Origin of the sequence: Rurimicrobium arvi, assembly GCF_039540495.1 — a bacterium.
Lineage (GTDB): Bacteria > Bacteroidota > Bacteroidia > Chitinophagales > Chitinophagaceae > Rurimicrobium > Rurimicrobium arvi.
Genome location: NZ_BAABEZ010000022.1, coordinates 839,051 through 863,716, shown reverse-complemented (window position 1 = coordinate 863,716; position 24,666 = coordinate 839,051). Strand labels below are relative to the sequence as shown.

Annotated in this window: 25 protein-coding genes; 17 read left to right on the top strand and 8 right to left on the bottom strand. The window is 47.7% G+C overall.

From position 1 onward, the window contains the following. Nucleotides 1–106: 106 nt before the first annotated feature. The 5 genes from ABD846_RS10545 (at nucleotide 107) to ABD846_RS10525 (ending at nucleotide 5,051) form a co-directional block, all read left to right on the top strand. Nucleotides 107–769 (top strand): ExbD/TolR family protein, encoded by a 663-nt coding sequence (locus ABD846_RS10545; RefSeq protein ID WP_344826420.1) that lies wholly within the window; start codon nucleotides 107–109, stop codon nucleotides 767–769. Between the two features lie 52 nt (nucleotides 770–821). Further along, nucleotides 822–1,412 (top strand): ExbD/TolR family protein, encoded by a 591-nt coding sequence (locus ABD846_RS10540; RefSeq protein ID WP_344826417.1) that lies wholly within the window; start codon nucleotides 822–824, stop codon nucleotides 1,410–1,412. A 42-nt stretch (nucleotides 1,413–1,454) separates the two neighbouring features. After that, nucleotides 1,455–2,270 carry an energy transducer TonB gene (locus ABD846_RS10535; protein WP_344826414.1) on the top strand — a complete coding sequence of 272 codons (816 nt, stop codon included), beginning with the start codon at nucleotides 1,455–1,457 and terminating at the stop codon, nucleotides 2,268–2,270. 104 nt (nucleotides 2,271–2,374) lie between these two features. Then, nucleotides 2,375–2,791, top strand: a complete 417-nt coding sequence (locus tag ABD846_RS10530) for a hypothetical protein (RefSeq protein WP_344826411.1) — start codon at nucleotides 2,375–2,377, stop codon at nucleotides 2,789–2,791. A 13-nt stretch (nucleotides 2,792–2,804) separates the two neighbouring features. Beyond that, entirely contained in the window at nucleotides 2,805–5,051 is a 2,247-nt protein-coding gene (locus ABD846_RS10525) for a poly(ethylene terephthalate) hydrolase family protein (RefSeq protein WP_344826408.1), read from the top strand. Nucleotides 5,052–5,125: 74 nt separating this feature from the next. On the opposite strand, the gene kbl is transcribed toward ABD846_RS10525, so the two are convergent. Both kbl and ABD846_RS10515 read right to left on the bottom strand, forming a co-directional pair. Beyond that, nucleotides 5,126–6,313 (bottom strand): glycine C-acetyltransferase, encoded by a 1,188-nt coding sequence (gene kbl / locus ABD846_RS10520; protein ID WP_344826405.1) that lies wholly within the window; start codon nucleotides 6,311–6,313, stop codon nucleotides 5,126–5,128. A 70-nt stretch (nucleotides 6,314–6,383) separates the two neighbouring features. Further along, the gene (locus ABD846_RS10515; RefSeq protein ID WP_344826402.1) at nucleotides 6,384–6,872 is read right to left on the bottom strand and encodes a PaaI family thioesterase; all 489 of its coding nucleotides are present in this window, start codon (nucleotides 6,870–6,872) and stop codon (nucleotides 6,384–6,386) included. A gap of 26 nt (nucleotides 6,873–6,898) precedes the next feature. Here ABD846_RS10515 and ABD846_RS10510 point away from each other — a divergent pair, with 26 nt between their 5' ends. The 4 genes from ABD846_RS10510 (at nucleotide 6,899) to ABD846_RS10495 (ending at nucleotide 12,927) form a co-directional block, all read left to right on the top strand. Beyond that, complete coding sequence (locus ABD846_RS10510; protein WP_344826399.1) at nucleotides 6,899–8,569, top strand: hypothetical protein; 1,671 nt, start codon at nucleotides 6,899–6,901, stop codon at nucleotides 8,567–8,569. Between the two features lie 126 nt (nucleotides 8,570–8,695). Further along, a complete protein-coding gene (locus tag ABD846_RS10505; protein WP_344826396.1) occupies nucleotides 8,696–11,428 on the top strand; it encodes a 2-oxoglutarate dehydrogenase E1 component in 2,733 nt (910 codons plus the stop codon). A 76-nt stretch (nucleotides 11,429–11,504) separates the two neighbouring features. Then, nucleotides 11,505–12,452 (top strand): arginase, encoded by a 948-nt coding sequence (locus tag ABD846_RS10500; protein WP_344826393.1) that lies wholly within the window; start codon nucleotides 11,505–11,507, stop codon nucleotides 12,450–12,452. Between the two features lies 1 nt (nucleotide 12,453). Further along, entirely contained in the window at nucleotides 12,454–12,927 is a 474-nt protein-coding gene (locus tag ABD846_RS10495; RefSeq protein ID WP_344826390.1) for a 23S rRNA (pseudouridine(1915)-N(3))-methyltransferase RlmH, read from the top strand. A gap of 75 nt (nucleotides 12,928–13,002) precedes the next feature. On the opposite strand, the gene ABD846_RS10490 is transcribed toward ABD846_RS10495, so the two are convergent. Then, nucleotides 13,003–13,674: a hypothetical protein gene (locus ABD846_RS10490; RefSeq protein ID WP_344826387.1), complete on the bottom strand. Its 672-nt coding sequence runs from the start codon at nucleotides 13,672–13,674 to the stop codon at nucleotides 13,003–13,005. 109 nt (nucleotides 13,675–13,783) lie between these two features. Next, complete coding sequence (locus tag ABD846_RS10485) at nucleotides 13,784–15,031, bottom strand: MFS transporter (protein ID WP_344826384.1); 1,248 nt, start codon at nucleotides 15,029–15,031, stop codon at nucleotides 13,784–13,786. Nucleotides 15,032–15,127: 96 nt separating this feature from the next. Here ABD846_RS10485 and ABD846_RS10480 point away from each other — a divergent pair, with 96 nt between their 5' ends. From ABD846_RS10480 to ABD846_RS10445, 8 genes are all read left to right on the top strand, one after another. After that, on the top strand, nucleotides 15,128–16,390 hold the full coding sequence (locus tag ABD846_RS10480; RefSeq protein ID WP_344826381.1) for an ABC transporter permease: 1,263 nt from the start codon (nucleotides 15,128–15,130) through the stop codon (nucleotides 16,388–16,390). A gap of 10 nt (nucleotides 16,391–16,400) precedes the next feature. Next, entirely contained in the window at nucleotides 16,401–16,898 is a 498-nt protein-coding gene (locus tag ABD846_RS10475) for a phosphoribosyltransferase family protein (RefSeq protein ID WP_344826378.1), read from the top strand. Nucleotides 16,899–16,909: 11 nt separating this feature from the next. Then, entirely contained in the window at nucleotides 16,910–17,422 is a 513-nt protein-coding gene (locus ABD846_RS10470) for a GNAT family N-acetyltransferase (protein ID WP_344826374.1), read from the top strand. A 45-nt stretch (nucleotides 17,423–17,467) separates the two neighbouring features. Beyond that, the gene (ftsY, locus tag ABD846_RS10465) at nucleotides 17,468–18,442 is read left to right on the top strand and encodes a signal recognition particle-docking protein FtsY (protein WP_344826371.1); all 975 of its coding nucleotides are present in this window, start codon (nucleotides 17,468–17,470) and stop codon (nucleotides 18,440–18,442) included. 78 nt (nucleotides 18,443–18,520) lie between these two features. After that, complete coding sequence (locus ABD846_RS10460; protein ID WP_344826368.1) at nucleotides 18,521–19,069, top strand: DUF6580 family putative transport protein; 549 nt, start codon at nucleotides 18,521–18,523, stop codon at nucleotides 19,067–19,069. A gap of 48 nt (nucleotides 19,070–19,117) precedes the next feature. Further along, nucleotides 19,118–19,363, top strand: a complete 246-nt coding sequence (locus ABD846_RS10455; RefSeq protein ID WP_344826365.1) for a hypothetical protein — start codon at nucleotides 19,118–19,120, stop codon at nucleotides 19,361–19,363. 234 nt (nucleotides 19,364–19,597) lie between these two features. Further along, nucleotides 19,598–20,278, top strand: a complete 681-nt coding sequence (locus ABD846_RS10450; protein ID WP_344826362.1) for a bacteriocin fulvocin C-related protein — start codon at nucleotides 19,598–19,600, stop codon at nucleotides 20,276–20,278. Nucleotides 20,279–20,285: 7 nt separating this feature from the next. Beyond that, a complete protein-coding gene (locus ABD846_RS10445; RefSeq protein ID WP_344826359.1) occupies nucleotides 20,286–20,717 on the top strand; it encodes a DUF1573 domain-containing protein in 432 nt (143 codons plus the stop codon). Between the two features lie 205 nt (nucleotides 20,718–20,922). Here ABD846_RS10445 and ABD846_RS10440 read toward each other — a convergent pair whose 3' ends face one another. From ABD846_RS10440 to mdh, 4 genes are all read right to left on the bottom strand, one after another. Beyond that, nucleotides 20,923–21,786 (bottom strand): TraB/GumN family protein, encoded by an 864-nt coding sequence (locus ABD846_RS10440; RefSeq protein WP_344826356.1) that lies wholly within the window; start codon nucleotides 21,784–21,786, stop codon nucleotides 20,923–20,925. 6 nt (nucleotides 21,787–21,792) lie between these two features. Continuing rightward, a complete protein-coding gene (locus ABD846_RS10435; protein WP_344826353.1) occupies nucleotides 21,793–22,539 on the bottom strand; it encodes a ZIP family metal transporter in 747 nt (248 codons plus the stop codon). A 143-nt stretch (nucleotides 22,540–22,682) separates the two neighbouring features. Then, nucleotides 22,683–23,525, bottom strand: coding sequence for a hypothetical protein (locus tag ABD846_RS10430; RefSeq protein ID WP_344826350.1), 843 nt, complete (start codon nucleotides 23,523–23,525; stop codon nucleotides 22,683–22,685). A 131-nt stretch (nucleotides 23,526–23,656) separates the two neighbouring features. Further along, complete coding sequence (gene mdh, locus ABD846_RS10425; protein ID WP_344826347.1) at nucleotides 23,657–24,586, bottom strand: malate dehydrogenase; 930 nt, start codon at nucleotides 24,584–24,586, stop codon at nucleotides 23,657–23,659. Nucleotides 24,587–24,666 lie beyond the last annotated feature (80 nt).

Below are 24,666 nucleotides of genomic sequence, written 5' to 3'. Positions count from 1 at the left end.
AGAGGGCAGATAAATCCCTCTTTCCTTTATGGAATTTTATTTGTGACGACTCTTATATGCAGCCGTCGCGGAAGACTAATCAGTTGTAGTAGATAAAACAGAACTTATGCCAAAATTAAAAATGCCCAGAAAGAGCACGCACATCGACATGACTGCGATGTGTGACGTAGCGTTCCTGCTGCTCTCTTTCTTCATGCTGGCAACCAAATTCAAACCTGATGAGCCGGTAGTGGTGGTTACTCCTGCCTCTATTTCTCAGGTAATTCTTCCGGATGCAGATATCATGCTGATCACGGTAGATACCAAAGGCCGTGTATTTTTCTCTGTCGACAACAAAATCATTCGTAAGAACCTAATTGAAGACATGAACGAATACAAAGGTTTGAATCTTACCGAAAATGAGATGAACGCATTCGCGATCGGAAGCTCTATCGGTGTGCCATTCAATCAGTTGAAATCTTATTTGTCTTCAGATCCGACCACACGTCAGGCGATCGACAAGAGCACTCCCGGAGTGCCTGCAGATACCAGTGTGAACAACCCGGATAATGAACTGGCTGCCTGGATCCGTAGCGCGCGTAATAATAATCCCAAACTGCGTATCTGTATCAAAGCAGACGGTGAAGCGGCTTATCCGAGCGTGCATAAGATCATTGCAACACTCGCAGGCTGGAAAATATTCAAGTTCAATCTGATTACGAATCTGAAAGCGGTACCTCCGGGTACTTATGCTGCGGAAGCAGCTGCAACTACTACCGCTGCCAAATAAGGAGCGATCAGTAGTGTAAGACATATTATTAACGAAAAATAGCTAAAATCCAATGGCTGAATTAGATACCTCCTCGGGAGGGGGGCATAAGAAAGGCGGGGTCAAAAAAGGCAAGAAATTGTCAACGAGAGTGGACCTTACTCCGATGGTGGATTTGGGTTTCCTTTTGATTACCTTCTTCATCTTTACGACTACCATGTCTAAACCAAAGACAATGGAAATCAACATGCCGTTCAAAGATGAGAATATGAAGGATGAAGAAAAAAGCCAGGTACCTGAGAGTGCTGCGCTCACCATTCTTCTGAGTAAAAATCATCGTGTTTATTATTACGAGGGAATCGGTTCTGATCCCGCAAATCCTCCTAAGTTAGAAGTAACCACATTCAAAACTCCGGGCGGAATCCGTCAGGTACTTATCGATAAAAAGAAGGCAGTGGAAGATCTCGTTCGCGCAGGTCGTCTGAAGTCTAATGAATCAGTAACCGTGCTCATCAAACCTGATGACAACAGTACTTACGAAGACTTCGTTGATATCATCGATGAAATGCCGATCAACGGTATTAAAAAGTACGCTGTTGTGGATATTTCCCCTGTCGACAAAGAATTTATTGCTTTGACAGAAGCTGCTAACGGAGGAGGGTAGGCCTCTTTGCAACTCTAACTGATTTTTCAAAGAAACTTACAAATGGATATTAATAAAATTCTTAAAGCCGATTACCTCGATATTATTTTCGACGGGCGGAATAAAGCTTACGGAGGATACGACCTGCGTAAACGTTATCCGGAGCGTATGAAAAAGTCCGGAATAGTAATTCTGGCTATTGCAGTTGTAGGATTAGGCTATAATGTTTTTGCCAATCGTGCAAAAAAATCGGCTCCGCCGCCACCGCCTCCTGTGGAAGTGGTGATGAGCGAACCGCCACCAATTGACGATAAGCAACCACCGCCACCACCGCCGCCGTCTGAACCACCGCCACCGGTGAAGCCTACGGTAGCATTTACTCCTCCTGAGATCAAGAAAGATGACGAGATCAAGGAAGATAAACAAATGGTGGAACAGACAGAGCTCAAAGATGCTTCTGCAGGTCTTACCACGCAGGCTGGTGATGTAAATGGTATTGACCCGGGCATTATTGATAATCCCGGAACAGGTTCCGGTGTTGTGGAAGCTGCGCCTCCGCCACCCGAGATCTTCAAAGTGGTTGAGCAGATGCCGGAATTCCCTGGCGGTGAAGACGCTTTGTACAAGTTCCTTCAGGATAATGTTCAGTATCCTCCAAAGGCGACCAACGCCGGTAAAGAAGGTACTGTCAGTGTAAAATTCGTAGTAAACGAAGACGGTTCTATCTCCAATGTGGAAGTTGCACGTCCTATCGGTTTTGATATGGATGAAGAAGCGATCCGCGTTGTGAAGAAGATGCCGAAATGGAAACCCGGTAAACAAAACGGTAAAGCCGTAAAAGTTTATTATCGCGTTCCTATCCGCTTTGTACTGCAATAATCTTTAATGCTATTTTTTCGAAGGCCGGGACATTGTCCCGGCCTTTTTTCATTATGATTCGTCGGTTAAACGCTTATATTTGTTGATACACTAAAAACCATCACATGTTAAAGCGCTCCCTGCTGTTTTCTTGTTTTATCCTGCTCGCTCTGTTTTTTACACCAGGTTTTGTGCAGGCCCAGACGCTGCCCAACTGCTCCGTTGAAAGAGTGGTGCCGGATTCGTCGGGGAATATGGCGTTTACCATAAAAGGCGATAAGGATTTTTATGTCGGCAATGCGCAATTCGTTTTGCATATAGGCAAATCCGTATTCACACTGAACGATCAGGACGGGCCATATCTTACGTTTTACATTCCGGTACGGGAATTCAAAGCCATCCCTGAAGGCGCACAGATATTCCTGAAATACGGCGAAGCGCATAGCGACGAAGATGAAGAGATTCTTGCAGACGCCTGCCGCCGGCAAATGGGGCATTACCGTTCTCTGGGCTTGTTTTCAAAAGACATGATTCACCGATAAGCCCCTGACGACCATGAAAAAAATCCGTATTTTATTTGTGCTGACTTTCCTGTCGGTCCTTTCCTTTGCACAGACAACACCTGATCCGGGCCTCCCGGGGACCTACGCGGTATCCCGTGATACTTTCGATTTGGGTGACCTTGCATTCAAGCCGGACAGTTTCGCCATGAATGTGGAAATGCGTGGCGTGGTATATTATCCCACAGGACTTGCCGGAGGCCCTTATCCTGTACTCTTCCTGATGCACGGACGCCACGTTACCGCGTACAACGTATCCAATCCCTCCTTTACCAATCTTACCTGGCCTCCTGCAAGCGGGTTTCAGAGTATTACTTCGTTTGAAGGATATAACTATTTCGCGCAACTCATGGCGAGTCACGGCTTCATCGTTGTGTCGGTATCCGTGAATGCGATCAATGCACGTGATAATGCCCGTTCCGACCTCGGAATGAATGCACGGGCCCAGACACTGCAGCACTATTTGGATCTGTGGAACGCCTACAATACAAGCGGTGGGGCTCCGTTCGGGACACGATTCGTAGGTAAGCTGGACATGCAGCGTGTGGGTACAATGGGACATTCGCGTGGAGGAGAAGGTGTTGTTTATCATGCTTTGCTGAATCAGTCGCTGGGCAGCCCGTATGGTCTGAAAGCAGTGATCACACTGGCCCCTATCGACAACGGACGCAAAGTGCTGAACAATATTCCGTTGATGAACATTGCCCCCTATTGTGATGGTGATGTGACAGCTTTATCCGGCGTGCATTTCTATGATGATGCGCGCTACAATATTGCCGCCGATACAGCCCCCAAGCACTCGGTATTGCTGATGGGCGCCAACCACAATTTTTTTAATACCGTATGGACGCCCGGCTCATACATCGCTGGTACATCTGACGATGGAGACGATCTGTTCGGTACCACCAGAGACGCTTACTGCAGCTCCAAAAGAACGGGAACAGGCAGGCTCGATACGGCTACTCAGAAAGCTGCTTTTTGCTCCTATGCGGCCGCTTTTTTCCGCAGGTATGTTGCCGGGGACACCAGTTTTGCCCCTATACTTGAAGTGTCAGACAGGGTGCCTCCGGTATCTTCAAAAATGCCTTCCGGTAAAGTGTTTGTTTCCTGGCATCCGGGCGCCGATAAACGTTTGGACATAAACCGGATTCAGTCGGCTTCTGAAGAAGTAACCAATACCCTTGGAGGTGCAGTTTCCAAAAGCACGCTTACGGCTTACGCTATATGCGGCGGAGGCGGAACAATGACCAGTTGCGGGATTGCTTCGTCTGCCAATCAGGAGCCGCATAAAGGATCGTCCACCGCGCCGGGTATGGCGCAACTGAATATGCGCTGGGCCAGTAAAACCGACTACTGCACCAACGAATTGCCTGCTGCTTACAAGGATGTATCAGGTTATGCCGCGTTGAGTTTCCGTGCGGCGGTCAACTTCCGGTATGCAGCTGCCACCACAGATTTTACTGTAGCACTTACCGATTCTTTCGGGCACGTGGCGCGTGTAACCGCCAGCCGGATGTCCGGGGCTTTATTTTACCCTCCCGGATTGACATCCGGTGCCGTACCTAAAATTCTGTTCAACACTATTAAGATTCCCCTGGACAGTTTTACCGGTGTGAATCTGACGAAAATCACCGGCATACATTTCCTGTTTGATACGCTTACTGCGGGCGCGATACTGATCGGGGATCTCGCACTGGTGGCATTCGAAGACCGCTGCAGCAATATTGCTGCTTCATTTGCCGATACGGTTGGCAGCGGCTATACCGTTCGTTTCGGCGACGAATCTGTAACAAACAGCGGCGATACCTTATTCTATCATTGGAATTTCGGAGACCCGGCTTCGGGGCCTGCAGATACTGCGTCCTCAGATCACCCTGTTCATGTATTCTCTGGAGCGGGTACTTACAAAGTTTGTCTCGTCCTGAAAGTGCGTCGTCCGAGCGGTAATATCTGCCGTGATACGTTCTGCCGGAATGTGCTGCTCGTGCCCAATGGCATCCGGGAACAGCAGCTTTCCGCTCTGAATGTATACCCGAACCCAGCCAGAGACAGGCTGGTATTAGGCGGGATCAATAATGGCGATGTGTGGGAAATGAAAACGATTCAGGGGCAGCTCATTGTCCGTGCGATTGCCGATAAGCCGGAAGTTTATTTGCCTGCATTCCTGTCCAACGGCTTATATCTGGTGACAATCCATACGCAGGCCGGCAGTAAGACGTTTAAGGTGCAATTGCAGCGCTAGTTATAGTTTGCAGCGAATAACAAAACCCGGACAAATGGTCCGGGCTTTGTTCGTTATTGTATATGCCAATCAGGTTATTTGATCACGCCAAGCTCTTTACCTACTTTGGTAAATGCCGCAATAGCTGCATCCAGATGACGCTGATCGTGCGCTGCTGATATCTGAACACGGATACGGGCCTGGCCTTTTGGTACAACCGGGAAGAAGAAGCCGATTACATAAATGCCCTCTTCCAGCATACGTGCCGCGAATTTCTGTGCCAGTACCGCATCGTATAGCATAACCGGACAAATAGGATGGGTGCCTTCTTTAATGTCAAATCCCGCTTCTTTCATTTTACTGCGGAAGTAAATAGTGTTCTGCTCCAGTTTATCTCTCAGTTCGGTTGTTTCACTGAGCATATCCAGCACCGCAATGGATGCACCCACCACAGATGGGGCCACCGTGTTGGAGAACAGGTAAGGCCTGCTGCGTTGACGCAACATTTCGATCACTTCTTTTTTGCCGCTTGTGAATCCTCCGGAAGCACCGCCCAGGGCTTTTCCAAGAGTACCGGTGATAATGTCGATCTTCCCCATTACGCCGCAAGCCTCATGCACACCGCGACCTGTTTTGCCCATGAAGCCGGAAGAGTGGCTTTCGTCGATCATGATGATCGCATCGTATTTAGCAGCAAGGTCACAGATTTTATCCAGTTGCGCGATGGTGCCGTCCATGGAAAAAACCGAGTCGGTTACGATCATACGTGTGCGCGCGTCTTTATATTGAATGAGTTGCGCTTCCAGGTCGGCAAGGTCGTTATGTTTGTAGCGTGCACGCTTTGCTTTACAGAGACGTACACCGTCGATGATGGAAGCATGGTTCAGTTCGTCGGAGATAATCACATCCTCTTCATTCAGCAACGGTTCAAATACACCGCCGTTTGCGTCAAAGCACGCTACATAGAGAATCGTATCTTCGGTCCCCAGGAATTCTGAAATCTTTTGCTCCAGTTTTTTATGAATATCCTGTGTCCCGCAAATGAAACGGACAGAACTCATGCCGTATCCGCGATCATCGATCGTTTTTTTTGCTGCCTCAAGCACTTTAGGATGGGAGGAAAGTCCGAGGTAGTTATTCGCACAGAAGTTCAGCACTTTCTGTCCGTTCACCATGATTTCCGGACCTTGTTCCGAATCGATCACACGTTCTTTTTTCAATAATCCGTTCGATTCGATTTCATTTAATTCGGCGCTGACACGCTCATAAAATTTTGAAGACATGTATCTGATATTTTTGTTTGTGTGTAATTTCAGGGAGCACAAATGTACGCTTTCCCTGACTTTACTGCGGTTAGGACGAAGGTTTATCTGCAACGGATTTTTTCATCCCGGTAGAGACCAGATTGCTGGAGGCCTTTGCAAGGATGCGGTTTTCTTCGTCGAAAACCGAACATTCCACGTTCACAATTTTTTTTCCTGCCCGCACTACATGGCTTTTTGCCCAAAGTCTCTTGCCATCGGGTATCGCATACAGGAAATCGATACTCAGGTTGAGTGTGGTATAATTTTGTTCACTGCTGAGGCTGAGTACGGCCCAGCCGATGCTTTCATCGATCACCAGTGCCATCATACCGCCGTGTATATGTTTGTACGGATTGGTCATTTCCGGACGCACGATCAGGCTGATCGTTGCGTTACCGGGCGTAAATTCCTCCAACTTGAATTGCAGCCAGTTGCCGGCTTCGGAGGGTGATCCGCTGATCGTTTTGCCTATATATTCTTTAAGGTCCATCGGGCTTTCCTGAATTTCGGCGCAAGGTAATCCAATATCTGTTTGCACAACGATATTGTTGTATTTTCGTCGCAATGAGCGCATGGAATATTTCGCCTTTTTTTAATTGGATCAGCAGTAAGCCAATTCGTTTGTATCTGGGTTTCTGGCTGCTATTATTTGTATTGTATTTTCCCGCCCGTGAGGCCGGCTTTGTAAGCGATTACACCGGGTGGCTTTACGACTTGCAGCATAGTTCGTTTGCCGATCACATCAACAGAAAACACTTCGTTGTTCAGAGTCTGTACCAGTTGTCGCAGCTGATTACCTGGGCCTTATTCCAGGTGCTGGGAACACATGCTTTCCTGTGGCACCTCGTTCATATCAGTCTGCATGCCTTGAATTGTCTGCTATTGTTTCGTTTTGTCGCAGGCCTGGGGTTGCCCGGACAGAAGCGTATTTACGTATGGCTTGGCTGCCTTTTATTGTGTGTCCGTTCGGGCTTGTCAGAAGTGATTGTCTGGGAGGCATCGTTTCATTATCTGCTGGGTACGCTGCTGATGCTGCTTGTTCTGCGTAATGCGCAGTTGTGGCTGGTGTCACAAAGAATCCGTTACGCAATAGCTGCGTGTGTTGTCTATGCGTTGTCGACTTTTTCCATAGAATTGTTTTACGTAACTCCTTTGATGGTATTGATGTTGCTGCCTTTAGTCTGTCGGAAAGGCGCGGCGCAGCAGTCATTATCAGTGCGGTTCATTTGTCTGTTTACTTTGCCGCAGGCACTTTTGCTGGTGTTGCATTTCTCGCTGGTACACTTGTTTTACGGTACCTGGCTGCCGCACATCAGCGCCGACAACGCAGCGTCCATACCTTATACGGAGTTGTTCGCCCGTGCTCCGCGCTGGCTCATCAACGAGCTGTTACAGGCACGGTTTATGAAGCAGGAATGGCGTGACCGCCTTTATGGCTTTTTCGGTGAGCCACTGCTGACATTCTTTTTCTGGGGAATATGGTTATTGATGATCCCGGAATTACTGAATAAGCGCAGGCCGGCCATCAGCAACATATTGTTGTATCTGCACGCTGCCCAAACCATATGCCTGCTGCTTATCGCGCCGCTGAATTTTCCGTCTGCGTTTGAAGTTGTCTATGACCGGTACAGTTATTTTTTCAGCATGTTTTTGTGGATTGAAATTGCATTGCTTTTGTCGCTGATCAGCCGGAAGTTGCTGCGGATATGCTCATTTGCGTTGTTACTGCTGGTACAGGGATTGTTTGCATTCCGGGAAAGTATGAAATGGGGCAGGGCTCAGGATCAGATCCGCTCGCTTATCTCCGGACTCCCGGATCACACGGATAAAAAAGTACTGTTGCTGAATATGCCGCATAGTATAGATGGTATTTATATGATTCCGCCTAATCCGCAAAATGAAGCGCAGTTATTGCGTAACCTGCTGTATAAACCCATCAGTTACGAATTGATTGATGTTGCCGGAAACAACATGCACAGCTTTTCAGACGGTGCGCATGCCCGCGTGGTGGACGACAGTACGGTGGATTTTGCGCTGAACCAGTGGGCTACCTGGTGGTGGTATGATGAGCGGGGGCTGGTAAGCCGGGAAACACCTTATTTCCGGCTGGAATCGCGTGAATACGACAATCGCATTACACTGAAGGGCAACCCCGATCAATACCTCCTGTTGTTTCAGGTGGGAGATCACTGGAAAAAAGTGGATATGCGCAGGAAGGGTGTGGATCAATACTAAAATAGCAAAAAATTACCCGGCCTGTTTAAATGCTATCGCTATTTAACTGTAATCTGACTATCTTTGCCCTTACCTGAAAAGGTTCACGAGTCTATTTCTATATCAATTTTCGACTTTACAAAAGCAATGCAAGACTTCTCTTACCTGACGAGTTCTCATCCGTCCTATATCGAAGAGCTGTACAAAGAATATGAGAAAAACCCCTTAGCCGCCGATCCTGAATGGAAGAAGTTCTTCGAAGGATTTGACTATGCATCAGGCAGAAGCAACGGTAACGGAACGGTTGCCTCAGCAGCCACTCCGGAGCAGCTGACAAAAGAATTCGCAGTATATAAATTAATTCAGGGCTACAGAAGCCGGGGACATCTGTTGTCCAATACCAATCCGATCCGGCCGCGTAAAGACAGAAAGGCAGAGTTGAACCTCGCAGATTTTGGTCTTAGCGATGCTGACCTGAATGGCACTTTTGCAGCGGGACAATTCGTGGGAATGCCCAATGCGAAATTGTCGGACATCGTCGAGAAACTCAAGAAGATTTATACCAATCATATTGGTATTGAATATACCTACATCAACAACAGTGCTAAACAGGAGTGGGTTCGTAACCGATACGAATCGCTCATGATGGAGGACATCTCGCAATCCACGCGCCGCCGCGTACTGGAGAAACTGAACGAAGCTGTTATTTTCGAGAAGTTCCTGCACATGAAGTATATCGGACAGAAGCGCTTCGGACTCGACGGAGGTGAAAGCACTATTCCTGCGCTGGATTTTATTATCGCACAGGCAGCTGATGCGGGTGTACAGGAAGTGGTGATCGGTATGGCTCACCGCGGTCGTCTGAACGTACTGGCGAATACAATGGGTAAGCCCTACGAACAGATATTCTCTGAATTTGAGGGCGTGATTCCACAGGATAGCTCAATGGGCAGCGGAGACGTAAAATATCACCTCGGTTACCGCTCGGATGCAACCACGCCGAACGGAAAGAAAATCCGCCTGCAGCTTGCACCAAACCCATCCCATCTGGAAGCGGTGAACCCGGTTGTTGCCGGCTTTGCACGCGCAAAATGTGATGCACTCTACAATAACGAATACCAGAAAGTACTGCCTATCCTTATTCACGGAGATGCTGCCGTTGCAGGTCAGGGTATTATCTATGAGCTGCTGCAGATGAGTAAGCTGGAGGGCTACAATAACGGGGGAACGATACATTTTGTGATCAATAATCAGGTAGGTTTTACCACTGATTTCACGGATGCCCGTTCTTCAGACTACAGCACCAGCATCGCGTCTATGGTTCAGGTGCCTGTGTTGCACGTAAACGGCGACGATCCTGAAGCTGTTGTGCGCGTATGTATGCTTGCGGTGGAATACCGTCAGCAGTTCAATGACGACGTGTTCATTGATATGGTCTGCTATCGTCGTTTCGGACACAACGAAGGGGATGAACCGAAATTCACCCAGCCGAAGATGTACAGCGTGATCGAAAAACATCAGAATATCCGCGATATCTATGCGCAGTTCCTGCTGGATCATGCCGATAAAGAGGCGCAGAATCTTGCTAAAGAACTGGAGAAAAAACTGTGGGATGAGCTGCAGCAGAAACTGGACGCAATAAAAGCAAACCCGCTCCCTTACAGCTACCAGGAACCGGATCTTCCATGGCAGAAAATGCGTCGTGCTACAGAAAAGGATTTTGAAAAATCTCCTAAAACCGCAGTTGCCGAGAAAAAGGTAAAAGAGCTGTTTTATGAGATTATGAAAGTGCCGGATGGCTTCAAGCCCCTGCGTAAGATCGATAAGCTGCTGCAGGATAAAGTGAAGTTTTTTGAAGCGGAAGGTAAATTCGACTGGGCTACAGGAGAACTGCTGGCCTATGCTTCGCTGCTGGCTGAAGGACACGATGTGCGCCTGAGCGGAGAAGATGTGAAGCGCGGTACATTTTCACACCGTCATGCGGTGTTGTATGACGAGCAGACAAACGAGCAATACAGCCGTCTGCAGGGCAGCGCCAAAAAGGACACTCATTTCCATATCTATAACTCTTTGCTGAGTGAATATGCCGTAATGGGCTTTGAATACGGATACGCAATGGCCAATCCGGATGCACTCGCAATATGGGAGGCACAATACGGAGACTTCGCAAACGGTGCTCAGATCATCATTGATCAGTACCTGAGCGGGGCAGAGCAGAAATGGTCTGCTATGAATGGTCTGGTGTTGTTGTTGCCTCACGGTTACGAAGGTGGAGGACCGGAGCACTCTAATGCCCGTCCTGAACGCTTCCTGCAGTTGAGTGCAGAACTGAATATGGTGATCACCAATATTACTACTGCCGCCAACTTCTTCCATGCCTTACGCCGTCAGATACAGTGGGATTTCCGCAAACCGATGGTGAATTTCTCTCCGAAAGCGAACCTGCGTCATGCGCGGTCCTTCTCTGCGATCGAAGAGTTTTCTAAAGGCGGATTCCAGGAAGTGCTGGACGATCCGTTTATCAAAAATGCAGCTTCAGTGAAGAAAGTACTCCTGTGTACGGGTAAGATGTATTTCGATCTGAGCGAAAAGCAGATAGCCGACAACCGCGAAGACGTGGCTGTGGTCCGTTTGGAGCAGATCCACCCGATTCCGGTAAAACAATTGCAGGAACTGCATAAAAAATATAAAGGAGCCAATTGGACATTTGTACAGGAAGAACCGGCAAACATGGGTTGGGTCGGGTTCCTGAAAACAAATTTCGAAGCATTTGACATGAAGTATCTGAACCGTCCTGCGAGCGCTTCCACCGCTACAGGCTTCGGTAAAGTACATGCCAAAGAACAGGCTGCGCTTGTTGAAAAGGCATTTGATAAATAAGCAGTAATTTTACAAAAACAGGGAAGGGTGGAGCGATTCACCCTTTCTTGTTTTAGAATTTATAAAGCAGGATACAATGAGAAACATAAAGCTGATAGAAGTTCGTTCGGAAATAGGTGCGGGCACGCGCGGAGCCAGTCTGGGCATAGACGCGATCAAAATTGCCGCATTGGATTTCATGAGCAATTTTTTTGTGAACTTTCCTTCTGAAGTCATTCCTGACCAAAATAATCTTTTATACGAGCCGGTGGCATCACCCTATGCCAAACGCATACACGGGGTGCATACAATGTATGAACGAGTGTCGGCAGCCGTTTGTGAAACGATCAAATCCGGTATCTTCCCGGTAGTGTTTGCAGGTGATCACAGTACAGCCGGCGGTACGATTGCGGGAATTAAAATGGCTAACCCGAAACGCCGTCTCGGTGTGATATGGATCGATGCTCACGCCGATCTGCACACACCTTATACATCCCCTTCCGGTAACATGCATGGTATGCCGCTTGCTACGGCGCTTGCAGTCGACAACCTGGAACACAAAGTGCATAATCCGGATGCTAAGACGGTTGATATCTGGAATAAGCTCAAAAATATGGGCAAGATCGAGCCTAAGATCAACCCTGAAGACCTCGTGTTTATTGCGCTCCGCGATTATGAAAAGGAGGAAGAAGCGATCCTGAAGAAGTATGGAATCAAAGTTGTTCCCGTGCAGGAAGTGCGCCGTAAAGGTGTGGAAAATGTGGTGCGGCAGACGCTGGCTCACCTCAGCAAGTGCGAGGATATTTATGTTTCCTTCGATGTGGATAGCCTCGACAGCTCTATTTCCCGTGGTACCGGCACCCCGGTAAGCAATGGGCTGAAAGAAAAAGAGGCCGAGGATCTGATCGCGGCATTAATGCAGAATTACAAGATCTGCTGTATCGAAGTCACAGAAGTAAATCCCACGCTGGACAAGGAAAACCTGATGGCTGAGATCGCTTTCAATATCATCCGCCGTGCCGTAAATATCCTGCTGCTCAACTGATATGCATATAGAAATATGGTCGCTCGGCAAGCCCAGTGACGCTTTTATAGAGCAGGGGGTACAGCAGTATATTGCTAAAACGAAACCCTGGAACAGCGTAGAGCTTGTGGTATTGCAGGTGCCCAAACGTGATCTTTCATCTGATGTGCAGCGCGCCAAACAGGTGGAGGAAGACCTGTTGCTCAAACGCCTGCAACCCAACCATTACCTGGTATTGCTGGATGAGCGCGGTAAAAGCCTGAACTCCGTTCAGTGGAGCCAGCAGTTTCAGCAAATGATGAATCAGGGTGTTAAGACACTCGTTATACTCATCGGCGGCGCTTTCGGCGTGAGCGATACCATACGTCAGAAAGCCCGACAGACATGGTCGCTGTCCAGTCTCGTTTTTCCGCATCAGCTCGTGCGGCTGATCGTAGCCGAGCAGGTCTATCGCGCTTTCAGCATCCTGAACAATTCCCCATACCATCACGAATAGTGTTGCCGTTGTTAATAAGCAAAAAGCAGGAGGGCTTGTCAAGCCAAACCCTTCTGCTTTTGTAGGTATCTACATCTATTCCTGAGTGAAGGAAAGAACAGTGCTTCCGTCTGGTGGAGCGCTAATAGTAATCATTCTTGGGGATGTTGAAAAAACTCCTTTATATGTTGGGTCATCAGCCACAAAGCAGGTGTTATTATCACAGTTCAGAACAACTTCAAAATGATCACTTGATCCAACTTCTTTAAATGACAGTGTATTTGCAGCGCTTTGGCTCACTATATAATGACCATTAAGCATCTCAACTCCATCATAGAGATCACGATAAAAGTAATTTCCTGTCATTGCAGAGGCACAGTCATATGGAACATTTAGCTTCATAGAAGCACTTTTTTTTACGCCGGATGTTGAAGTGCCGGTAACGGTAACAATAAAACTGCCCGTGGAGACCCCTCCGGAAGGGGTAAGCGTTAACGTGGTGCCGAAGGTAGGAGTGCCACTCTGACTGCTGAATGTCCCGGTCATGCCGGATGGAAGTCCCGAAACACCCATGGTTACATACTCCTGATTACCGGAAGTATATTTGATTTCAAGCGGAAGCGTGATGGAAGAACCGTTATAATTCTGATCGCTTAGTCCGTTAATAGTGAAAACAAGCTCATTCTTCTTGTCGTCTTTCTTACAGGAAGTGAACAGCGTGGAAAGTAACAGGCATACAGTTACGAGTCCCGATAGGATTTTTTTCATGGGTTGTGTTTGTTTAGTTTCCTGCGAAGCTAAACGATTCTGCCCTTTTATACAACACATTATGGCGTATAGGTATGTTTATTCTTGCCCGTGTCTAGTAAGAGGATTGTTACTTTTTTAGTTTTAAAGTGCGCAGCGAAGGGACCAGGAAGAAAGTGAACAGCACGACAGCGATGGTCATTGATCCCCCGAATACAACGGAATTCACCGTGCCCATCCATGCCGCGGTATAGCCGCTTTCCACTTCGCCGAGCTCATTGCTGGAACTGATAAACATCGTGTTTACAGCCGCCACACGTCCGCGCATTTCATCCGGAGTATGCAGTTGCAGGATAATGCCGCGGATCATCACGCTTACCGCGTCGAACATGCCGCTCAGGGTAAGCATGGCGAGGGAGAGTCCGAAACTGGTGGAGGTTCCGAAAATAATTATTGTAGCGCCGAATCCGGCAATAGCTGCGAGGAGTTTCATGCCCGGTTGTTTTTCGAGTGGCATAAGCGAGAGGATCAGCATCATGCCTATTGCTCCTATACTCGGTGCAGCCCTTAAAATGCCGTATCCGAGTTCGCCTACCTGGAGAATATCTTTGGAATAAACCGGTAAGAGAGCTGTTGCGCCCCCGAACAATACCGCAAACATGTCCAGCGAGAGTACGGAAAGGATCACAGGTGTGTTGAATACAAATTGCAGCCCCTGCTTCAGGCTTTTCATGATCGGCTCCTTGTCCTTTTTTAGTATATCCTGTTTCGGGATAAAGATCATGGAGACAAACGGGACAAGAAGTACTGCTGCCACAGCGACCAGGCTCCACAAAACACCCACTGTGCCAATAAGCAGCCCGCCGGCCAGGGGACCAAGCACCGCGCCGATATACCATGAAGTGCTGCTCCATGCAGAAGCAGACGGGAGTTTGTCTTTATTCACGAGCAGTCCCAGCATCGAAAAAGTTCCGGGTCCTATAAACGAACGGATCACGCCTCCGAGCAATATGCCCAGGAAAACGAGTCGTACCGTGGCGTAAGTGGATAGTGCCGATCCGTGGAAAATGCTCAGTCCGGAAAAATAAACGGCAAGCGTTATATACGCGATAGAACACAGTAACAGCAGCTTTTTCTTCTCCTGCTGGTCTACAAAATGTCCTGAAAAAAAACTGCAGCCGATCGCCGGAATGGCTTCCCACAACCCCAATTCACCCACCAGCTTCACATCATGACTGATGTCATAAACCCAATACGCGAGAATAGTTGTTTGCATGTTCAGCGCACCAATCAGGAAAAGACGGAAGCTCAGGTAACGCCGGAACAGAGGAAGTTTCAGAACCTCGTTCTTAGACAGGAAATGATCAAGTAAAGACAAAAGAAATTGCTTTGGAATGACCACAAATGTAGGGTTTTCACAAAAAAGAAAAATGTAAAATCCGGGGCAATAATTACATTTGCTGCACGCGCGGCTATGAGGAATCAACTTTCCAAAGTGATCAATATCAGTTTTGTTCAGGCTTTTCAGGAACTGAGGGCAAACAAGCTGCGCAGCACACTTTCGCTTACCGGTATCACCATCGGGATCTTTTGTATTATAGCGGTATTCACGGTTTTAGACAGTCTCAAAAAGCAAATTAAGGATGAGGTGGCCACACTCGGAAACGATGTGCTGTATGTTGGTCGCTGGCCCTGGATGGATGAAGGCGGTGAGTATAAGTGGTGGGAGTTCTGGAGAAGGCCTTCCATGACAATGAACGAACTGCATGCCGTTCAGGCGAATGTGCCGGAAGCCGGTGTGGTGGCGCTGCAGCTGAGTATCAATGGTAAAAGTGTGCGCTACAATGACAACGATCTGACAGGCGTAACGGCTTGTGCGGTGACTGCAGGGTTTGAAAGGCTTCAGAATATCGATGTGGCAGACGGACGTTATCTGAGTGCGTCGGAAGTGGAAGGGGGCGTTCCGGTTGCCGTGATCGGGCAGGAGGTTTACGACCGCCTGTTCAGTCCCGGTGTCAGTCCTATTGATAAAAAGATCGGTTATCTGGGTAAATTGTATAGTGTTGTGGGGCGTTTGCGCAAGACCGGCCGCAACGCAGCGGGGTTTGACTTCGACGATTGCATTATTATTCCTTATGGATCAGTCATGTCCGCTATCGATGTGCGCTCATTTAATTATGATCCTTCACTCATGATCAAAGCCAAGCCCGGTGCCCCGCTGGATGAGATGAAGTACAATGTGCAGGGTGCATTGAGGGCGGCAAGAAAGATAAAGCCCGGGCAGCCGGATGATTTTGCGATCAATCAGCTCAGTCAGGTTACCGAACGCATGAATATGATGTTTGGTACGATCAATGCGATTGGTGGGGTTATCGGCGGGATATCTCTTATCGTGGGCGCTTTCGGTATCGCCAATATTATGTTCGTTACGGTAAAAGAGCGTACAAAATATATCGGGTTGAAAAAGGCTATCGGGGCACGTTCCCTGTTCATTCTGATCGAATTCCTGATCGAAGCCATATCATTGAGTGTGATTGGCGGAACCATCGGTATTCTGCTTGTCTGGATTATTGCATCGCTTGTGAATCTCAGTTCCGACGAACTTCATCTCGGCCTGTCCGCGCAAAACATATTTATCGGTATTTTTACCTCGGCTTTTGTCGGGGTTGTTGCGGGATTTATCCCCGCGTATAAAGCCTCTAAGCTGGATCCTGTGGTAGCGATCCGGTCCGTGTAATTTATAGCAAATGCAAACAGGAACACTTATTTTAAGTCCGGAGCAGATCGATCTCAAAATCCAGAGAATGGCCTTTGAGCTTTGGGAAAAGAATACGGATGTCAAAGAACTGTACATGATCGGTATCGCCGGTAGCGGACAGATCCTCGCCTCGCTGCTCGCGGAGCGGCTCCGCGCGATCAGCAAACTCAAAGTGAATCTTGAGATACTGAAGATCAATAAAGAGCGTCCGTTGGAAAATATGCCTGAACTTCCCTGGAAGCTGGATGGTAAATCCGTGGTGCTTGTGGATGATGTTTCGAACTCCGGCAAGGTATTGCTGTATACGCTGAAACCTGTGCTGGATCATTTTCCCAAAAAAATAGTGATTGCCGTACTCGTGGATCGCAGACATAAATCCTATCCGATCAACCCCGATATAGTAGGCTATAGCCTTTCCACTACATTACAGGAAAACATCCTCGTGCAGAGCGACGGAGAAAAGTTGACCGGAGTATTTCTTAACTGATCAGCAGCGCAGTGCATACTTCCTCTATTATTGTAACTATTACAGACGACACAGCTTTACTGCGATCTCTCGCGGAGCGTTCGTTTCTGCCCACGTATAAGCCGTTTATCAGTGAAGAGCAGGTGCTGTATATGTTTGAACGCATGTACGCATCCGAATCGCTGGAGCGGCAAATTCGGGAACTGGGTCATCGCTTTTTTATTGCGTATAAAGAGAACGAACCTGCAGGATTTGCTTCGCTTGAATGCAACTGCGGGATAGCGGGGGCAGCCAAGTTGCAGAAATTGTACGTGCTGCCTGAATTTCAGGGCGCGGCAATCGGCTTTTCGTTGATGAACGCAGTGGAAGCATTTGCAGCAAAGCAGGAACAAAACGAAGTATTTCTGAATGTGAACCGGTATAATAATGCAGTATCTTTTTACGAGCGTCAGGGATATCGTATTTATATGGAAGAAGACATCGACATCGGTAACGGTTATTTTATGAACGATTACCGGATGCGCAAATCGCTTGCCGCAAAATAATAATACCTTTGCCCCTCAATCAATCAACCTTTTCAAAAATAAGCAATGGGCTTTTTTGACAAATTATTTAAAAGAAACAAAGAGCAGGAAGAACAGAAAGTAGCGCTGGACGAAGGTTTGAAAAAGACCAAAGAAGGTTTCTTTTCGAAAATAACAAAAGTTATAGCGGGGAAGGATAAGGTGGACGAAGAAGTGCTGGATGAGCTCGAAACAGCACTTGTGAGCGCAGACGTGGGCATCGGTACTACTGTAGAGATCATCCGCAGGATAGAAGAACGCGTTGCTAAAGACAAATATGTAGGCGCTTCAGAACTCAACCGTTTATTGCAGGAGAGTATTATGAGCGTGCTGACAGACGCTCCCGGCAATGAATTCGAGACATTTGAACTGCCCGCAGATAAAAAACCTTATGTATTGCTGGTGGTGGGCGTGAACGGAGTGGGTAAGACAACAACCATCGGCAAGCTCGCTCACAACTTTAAAAAGGCCGGTAAGAGCGTAGTTCTTGGTGCCGCTGACACATTCCGCGCAGCTGCCGTTGATCAGCTCACAATATGGAGCGAGCGCGTGGGCGTCCCTATCGTTAAGAAGGAAATGGGCAGCGACCCCAGTTCGGTTGCGTTCGACGCCGTGCAGAGCGCTATAGCGCGCGATGCCGATATCGTCATCATTGATACTGCAGGGCGCCTGCACAATAAAGCGCACCTGATGGAGGAACTGAGTAAAATCCGCCGTGTTATCGCTAAGAAAATGCCTGATGCACCACATGAGGTGTTGCTGGTTCTCGACGGAAGTACGGGACAGAATGCGCTGGAACAGGCCCGTCAGTTTACCGCTGCTACCGATATTACCGCACTTGCCGTTACCAAACTGGACGGTACGGCGAAGGGCGGCGTAGTGCTTGCCATTGCAAACCAGTTCAAAATACCCGTTAAGTACATCGGTGTGGGGGAAAAAATGGAAGATCTCCAGATTTTTAACAAAGAAGAATTTGTCGACAGCCTTTTCAGCCTGCAATAGCGGGGGAACCAAACTGTTAATTTTTGTTTTGTAAATGCCGCAGAGGTTGTTTATTTTTGCGACAATATTTTTTGAAAGATGAAACAGAATCAAGTCGTTTTTGCGCTCGTATTGGTTGCGCTGGCCGTTATTTCCAGAGTGCTTTGTGCTGAGATCGGAGCATTTAACTTTGCACCGGTTATCGCGATTGGCCTTGTAAGCGGTATGCTGATCCGTGATGCGAAACTCGCGCTGGTTGTTGCATTGTCAGGGCAGTTTCTTGCTGACGTATTCTTCCAGGCTTTCCCTACAGATACCAACACCGGCTTTTACGGTTTGAGTCAGTTCTTTGTATACGGCGGATTACTTGCTGCAACACTTGTCGGACGCGTATTTGAGAAAGTAAATGTATTGACGGTTGCCGGCGGTACGCTGATGGCATCTCTTACTTTTTTCATCATTTCCAATCTGGGCTATTTTGCTCAGGGATATAACGGTTACACCGCAGGCGGTCTGGTAAAAACATTTGCTGATGCAATTCCCTTTTTTAAAAGCAGCCTTACAGGTGATCTGATCGGAAGCGCAGTATTGTTCAGCGCCTATTTCGCCGTTAAGTTTGCATTCCCGGCTCGCCTGAAAACAGCATAAAATAATAACTTCTCATTTCACAATAGCATTAAAGAAATACACAATAACATGGCAAAGAAAATTCAACCTACTTCCCGCCAGAAAATGATTTTGCTGGTACACGTGATCGCGTTTACCGTTGCAACGATAATTATGTGGACTACCTACGATAAAGGTGCTACCGGCTGGGTATATCCCTGGCCCGCATGGTTTACTGCTGCATGGGCTTTGTCTCTTGTAGGCCATATCTGCGCATTGTTTACTTCTTATGAAGATCCGGGACTGGATGAATTCAATCGTCTGAGCAATAACTAAGTTTATCGCAATTTTATATAAGCCATCCTTCGGGATGGTTTTTTTATGCCCTTTACTGTTTTTTCGTAAAAGTTTCGTGATTCCCCGCAAAATTGACAAGTATCTTGTACTCTACTATTCAATCCGGAAGGGCCTGATATTTAATAAGTCTATTTTTACTTATATAAAAATATTATATAATTTTATCTTTGTCTGGCACGCTTATTGACGCATATCGTGATAAAATCCGATACTATGCGACTTAGATCTTATACAAGGGTGCTCCTTGCAACTATGCTCAGTTGTCTGGTTCTTTCCTGTTCCAAAAATGCAAAAGTACCTGTCGTAAGATTTCAGGAATCTTCAGACCCGGACGAAAATGTTCGTCAGGTGCTGTCCCGCACGTCCGATATTGATCAGTATACGCTTAGCGATATGCGTGCCTATTCGGCATCCACGCAAATTCTGATCTTTCAGCATCTCGGTCCGGCAGGTAAATTCCGGCTGGTACAGGAGCGACTCAAAGACGCGATAGACCGGGAGGCCGATCACACGAAGAAAGAAGTTATTGCCGGGTTACTACGTCTTGTTACTCCCGCTGTTTACTGCCCCGGAGGAGACAGCAGTACCATGGCCTCCATTGACAGGTATGTAGAGTCTGCTATCCCACTGCTCGGCTACGATTACGTTAAAGCGCTTGTTACCACCTGGCGAGGTAATGATGAGTCAAGCGCGTTTGTTTTTTCCGGACAAACAGGAGGGCGCGCCACCGGCGGGACATTTGGAGGTGACGGACCAATTATTTGTAATTGCAGCAGAGAGTCGGATTGGTGTATTCCAGGCTTTACCTGTTCTCCGCAATTCTGCGGCTTAGAGTCGGGTTGCGGTACACTTTGGGGGCACGAATGTGACGGAATGTGTCATATTAACCGGTAATAACCTGATGATGAAATTCCGAAAACAAATCGTCACCGCTCTTTCCTTACTGCTCCTGACTACAACAGGCTGCGTGCCCTCTTCGAGCAACGGAAACGAATATCAGGGAAATGACAGTTTGCTGCTTACCAGTATACAATGGAAAGATACTCTGTTGCAATTAGGAGACATCCATTCCGGAGTGTCTTACCAATTGTCCTTCCCGTTCCGGAATACGGGCAGTAACCAATTGCTCCTGCTGTGCGTGGAAAGTACATGCGGCTGCACGCTGATCGACGACAGTTGCCGGAAGCCGGTGGCCGCGGGACAGGAAGGCGCCATCGCCGCACAATTTAAACTTACGGAGCCGGTGGGATTCGTTGAACGGAAAATATATGTCATTACGAACACCGCAAAAGAATTCCAGGTATTAAGGATAAAGGCCAACGTAAAAGAGTAAAAGCAGGGTAGGAAAAAATACCCGATCCATTATTGAAGAAAAAAACAATCAGATGCCCAAACCCAGATCCTTTACCTGCAATTCGTGTTTATCCGTATTGCCGTTATACACCATCCTGTTGATCATGATAGAAATGTGGGCCATTCCTGCCCAGACCTGTGCTCCTTTGACTGTATAGAGCGGATGTTTCGGGCGGCTGGTTTGGCTATTCGACCGCAATTACCTGGTATCCTTCTTTTCTGAGCAGGGAGATAAGTCCTTTTAAATGACCGGCGCCTACTGCAAAAAATGTATTTCCATCAGACATCATCTGCTTCATAGGAGCTATCCATTTTCTATTCCGGTCATCAATCAAATGTCCTGTTTCAAATCCGCTTTCCTTCGATTCCTGTTCGAGCATCTGCTGCAACAGCGCAAGGTCTTGCTGTTTGTATGCGTTAATCAGCGCTTTCATTTCCTGCTGATCGTCTTTTTCGCCCCGCGCCACACTTGTCAGTAATGTAATAATACTGTCTGTAGGTATTGTACTGATGGCCTCAAGCTGTTCCGAGAGTGTTTCCAGACCTGCAACTTCGATATGTTTGTTCTGTGCGCTTTCGAGCAGTTTCATTTCATAAGAAACCGGATCCTGTTTGCAGGGGGAGCTGACGGATAATGTACTGTACAGAAAATACAGACCTATCGGTTTCATACGTTCTGCAATGGACAGTTCCTGGTGTAATGTGTCGCGTATATATGCAGCAACGGCTTCGTATGCAGCGTCTGAACGGAAATAATCGCGTAGCGTTTTCCCGGAAAAATCCATCAGTTGCATTGACGCTTCCGTCATCAGGCCCGGATCGGCAATGTTCATTTCGAAGCAGACGCGGCTGCATTTTTCAAATGAAGCCTGCATCGATTTCGTCCAGAAATAATCTTCCGGGCAAATAATGTGTATTGTTCCGAAGAGAAAAGATGTTTGTTTTCCATCTGCGCTGCTGATACGCCAAAGCAGTCCTTCGTTGTTTTTGGCGTGTGAGATAGTTACCGCGAAGAGCAGCGAAAAGATAATGATGTGCAGCGTTTTCATATTGATCTAATGGAACAGCAAAGTAATGGTGGCCAGGGCAACTCCTGCAATAATTGCAATTAATTTCTGGCGGGTGAGTGCGTGCTGCTGGGTTCCGCTTTCATAAAAAATCGTTGTTGCAATGTGAATGAAGGCACCCGCAACAACAGGTATCACCGCCCCGAGCACGTTCGAAATGGCAAAGTAGCGCTGCCCCAATACCGATGCCAGAATACTGGACAAGGGTGTGAACGCGGCAAACAATACCATAATAGCGATTGCCTGTGGGCCATTTCCTTTCACGCTGCGCAACATGGAACCGATGATAATGATTTCCGGTAATTTGTGCACCGTCACTGCAAAGTACAGCGAAGGATCCGTGCCCGGCATGCGGTAATTGAAGCCAAGCGGAAATCCCTCCATAACGGAGTGAATAGCCAGTCCGCCCAGGATAGAGTAAAGCGGGATAGAGTGGTCGTGCGCATGTCCTGAATGGTGATGGAAATGATTGTGCCCATGCTCGACCCCATGTGTAAAGCGTTGTATCAGCAATTGCAGGAAAAAACCACCGAGAATGAAGATTCCGGCTTTATGCCCCTGGTCCTCCACTGTTTCCGGGATCAGATGGAGTAGTGTGATGCCCAGCAGGAAAGATCCCGAGAATGCCAGCAGCAGGCGCATTGTCCTTTCTTCCGCCAGCGGCAGGTTCATCGCCGCCAGTCCGGCCAGCAATGTAACAGAGAAAAGTAAAAGATTCAGCAATAGATGTGGCAAAGAAGTTCGGTTTAAAAGCGGGAGACAAGAGCGCAAAGTTAAAGCAAAGGGAATGAAACCGCTTGCAGAAACTTTTGCTATCGGGCAATAAAAAACAGGTATACAACTGCTTGTATACCTGTTTTTATTGTGGCCGGATATTTTTACCGGTGCAAAGTGATCGTCCGCGATTTGCTGCCCACAGTAAGTGTGGCAACAGCATCGCAGGTGCCGCTTCCATAGTCAAGTGTCCGTGTTTTGCCCGTTCCGGAGGGCACAATTTCGATCGTCCCCTGTGTGATCCAGTCGCAGCTTGTCGCGATGATCAGCGGACTGGTGATGGTACCTGTAAAAGCGGAACTGTCCACGCGGGTTACCGTACCGCTTCCCGTAACACTGTAAATATCATCAAGGCGGGTTTTGGTGCTTTCCCCGTTCGTCCAGGTGCGCGTTCTGCTGCTGGTCCATTTTTTAGTTCCTGCACTTTTATCCAGGATAATCGCACCGTTCACATCAATAGAGAAGTAGCTCTGCCCACTGCTGTTTTTACCTTTATTACTTACGGTTCTCGTTCCGGTGAGCTGGTTGTCATTGAAATAGTAGTTGTCAAAGCTCAGCGTATGCACATACCCCGAATCCCGGTAATGCCCGGTATATGTCATAATAATTTTCCCTCTTCTGTATACGCCGTCTGAACAGAGACAGTCTGTTGGTCCGAAATCAATGGTGATTTTGCGTGTGGCGGAAGCTGTGTCATAAGTAGTTGTCGCACAGCCGCCGGTGATGCGGTAAGTGCTCATGTCGCCGTCCATGGACGCCTGATCGGCAATACTTTCCACATCTTCAAACGCTTTTTCAAGTTGAACCTGATCACTTGCATAAGCGGCGTCGGTATCTGTAGGTCCGGAATTATCAGTAGCATCTTTCTTTTTACAAGATGCGCAAAACAACAGGCCTGCGGCTACAGTAGCAGCAAGCGAAACACTGAGGGAGAATTTTGATTTCATTGTTTGCAGATTTTGCCACTGTAGACGGTGAATCTTGATACAGGTTTAGCGGACTGTAAAAAAAAATTAAAAAAATAACCCGGTGCGGATTATGCCACACCGGGTTGTATGTATTCTTCTGATCCGAATGATTAGAGCGTGCTCAGTACGCTGTTCATATTGCGCACCGCATCTGCTGATTTATTGAACTCAGCTTGTTCGTTTTCATTCAGTTTATAATCGATGATTTTTTCCCAGCCATTTTTTCCGATCACAACGGGAACACCCAGGCAGATATCATTCTGGCCATATTCTCCGTTCAGGGAAACGCAGCAAGGGAATACTTTTTTCTGGTCGCGGACAATGCTTTCCACGAGTGCAGCTCCGGCAGCTCCCGGTGCGTACCAGGCAGAAGTGCCCAGCAGTTTGGTCAATGTGGCACCGCCTACCATTGTGTCTGCAGCCACCTGTTTGAGTTGTTCTTCATTCAGGAAGTTGGATACGGGCGTACCGTTGAGTGTCGCGAGACGTGTCAGCGGGATCATGGTAGTATCTCCGTGTCCGCCGATAACAGTTGCGTGCAGGTCGCTCTGAGAACAATTCAGTGCTTTTTGCAGGTATGTTTTAAAGCGTGCGCTATCCAGGATACCGCCCATTCCGATCACACGGTTTTTAGGAAGCCCTGTTGCTTTCAATGTCAGGTAGGTCATCGTGTCCATCGGGTTGGAGATCACCACGATGATAGCGTCGGGAGAATGTTTCAGCAGGTTTGTTGCAACATCTTCCACAATTTTAGCATTGGTGCCGATGAGCTCTTCACGCGTCATTCCGGGTTTACGCGGAATGCCTGAAGTGATCACACATACAGAAGATCCTGCAGTTGCAGCATAGTCTCCGGTAACACCGGTGATGCGTGTGTTGAAACCGAGCAGAGAAGCAGTTTGTGTCAGATCCAGCGCTTTACCTTCGGCAAAGCCTTCTTTAATGTCTACGAGTACTACTTCTTCCGCGATTTCGCGTCTTACCAGGTTGTCGGCACAGGTAGCGCCCACAGCGCCGGCACCTACTACGGTTACTTTCATTTGTATGAATTTTTATGAAGGATTAATGAATAATCTTTTTTGCGCAGCGAAGGTAGGGAATTTGCACATTTTGCGCCGGC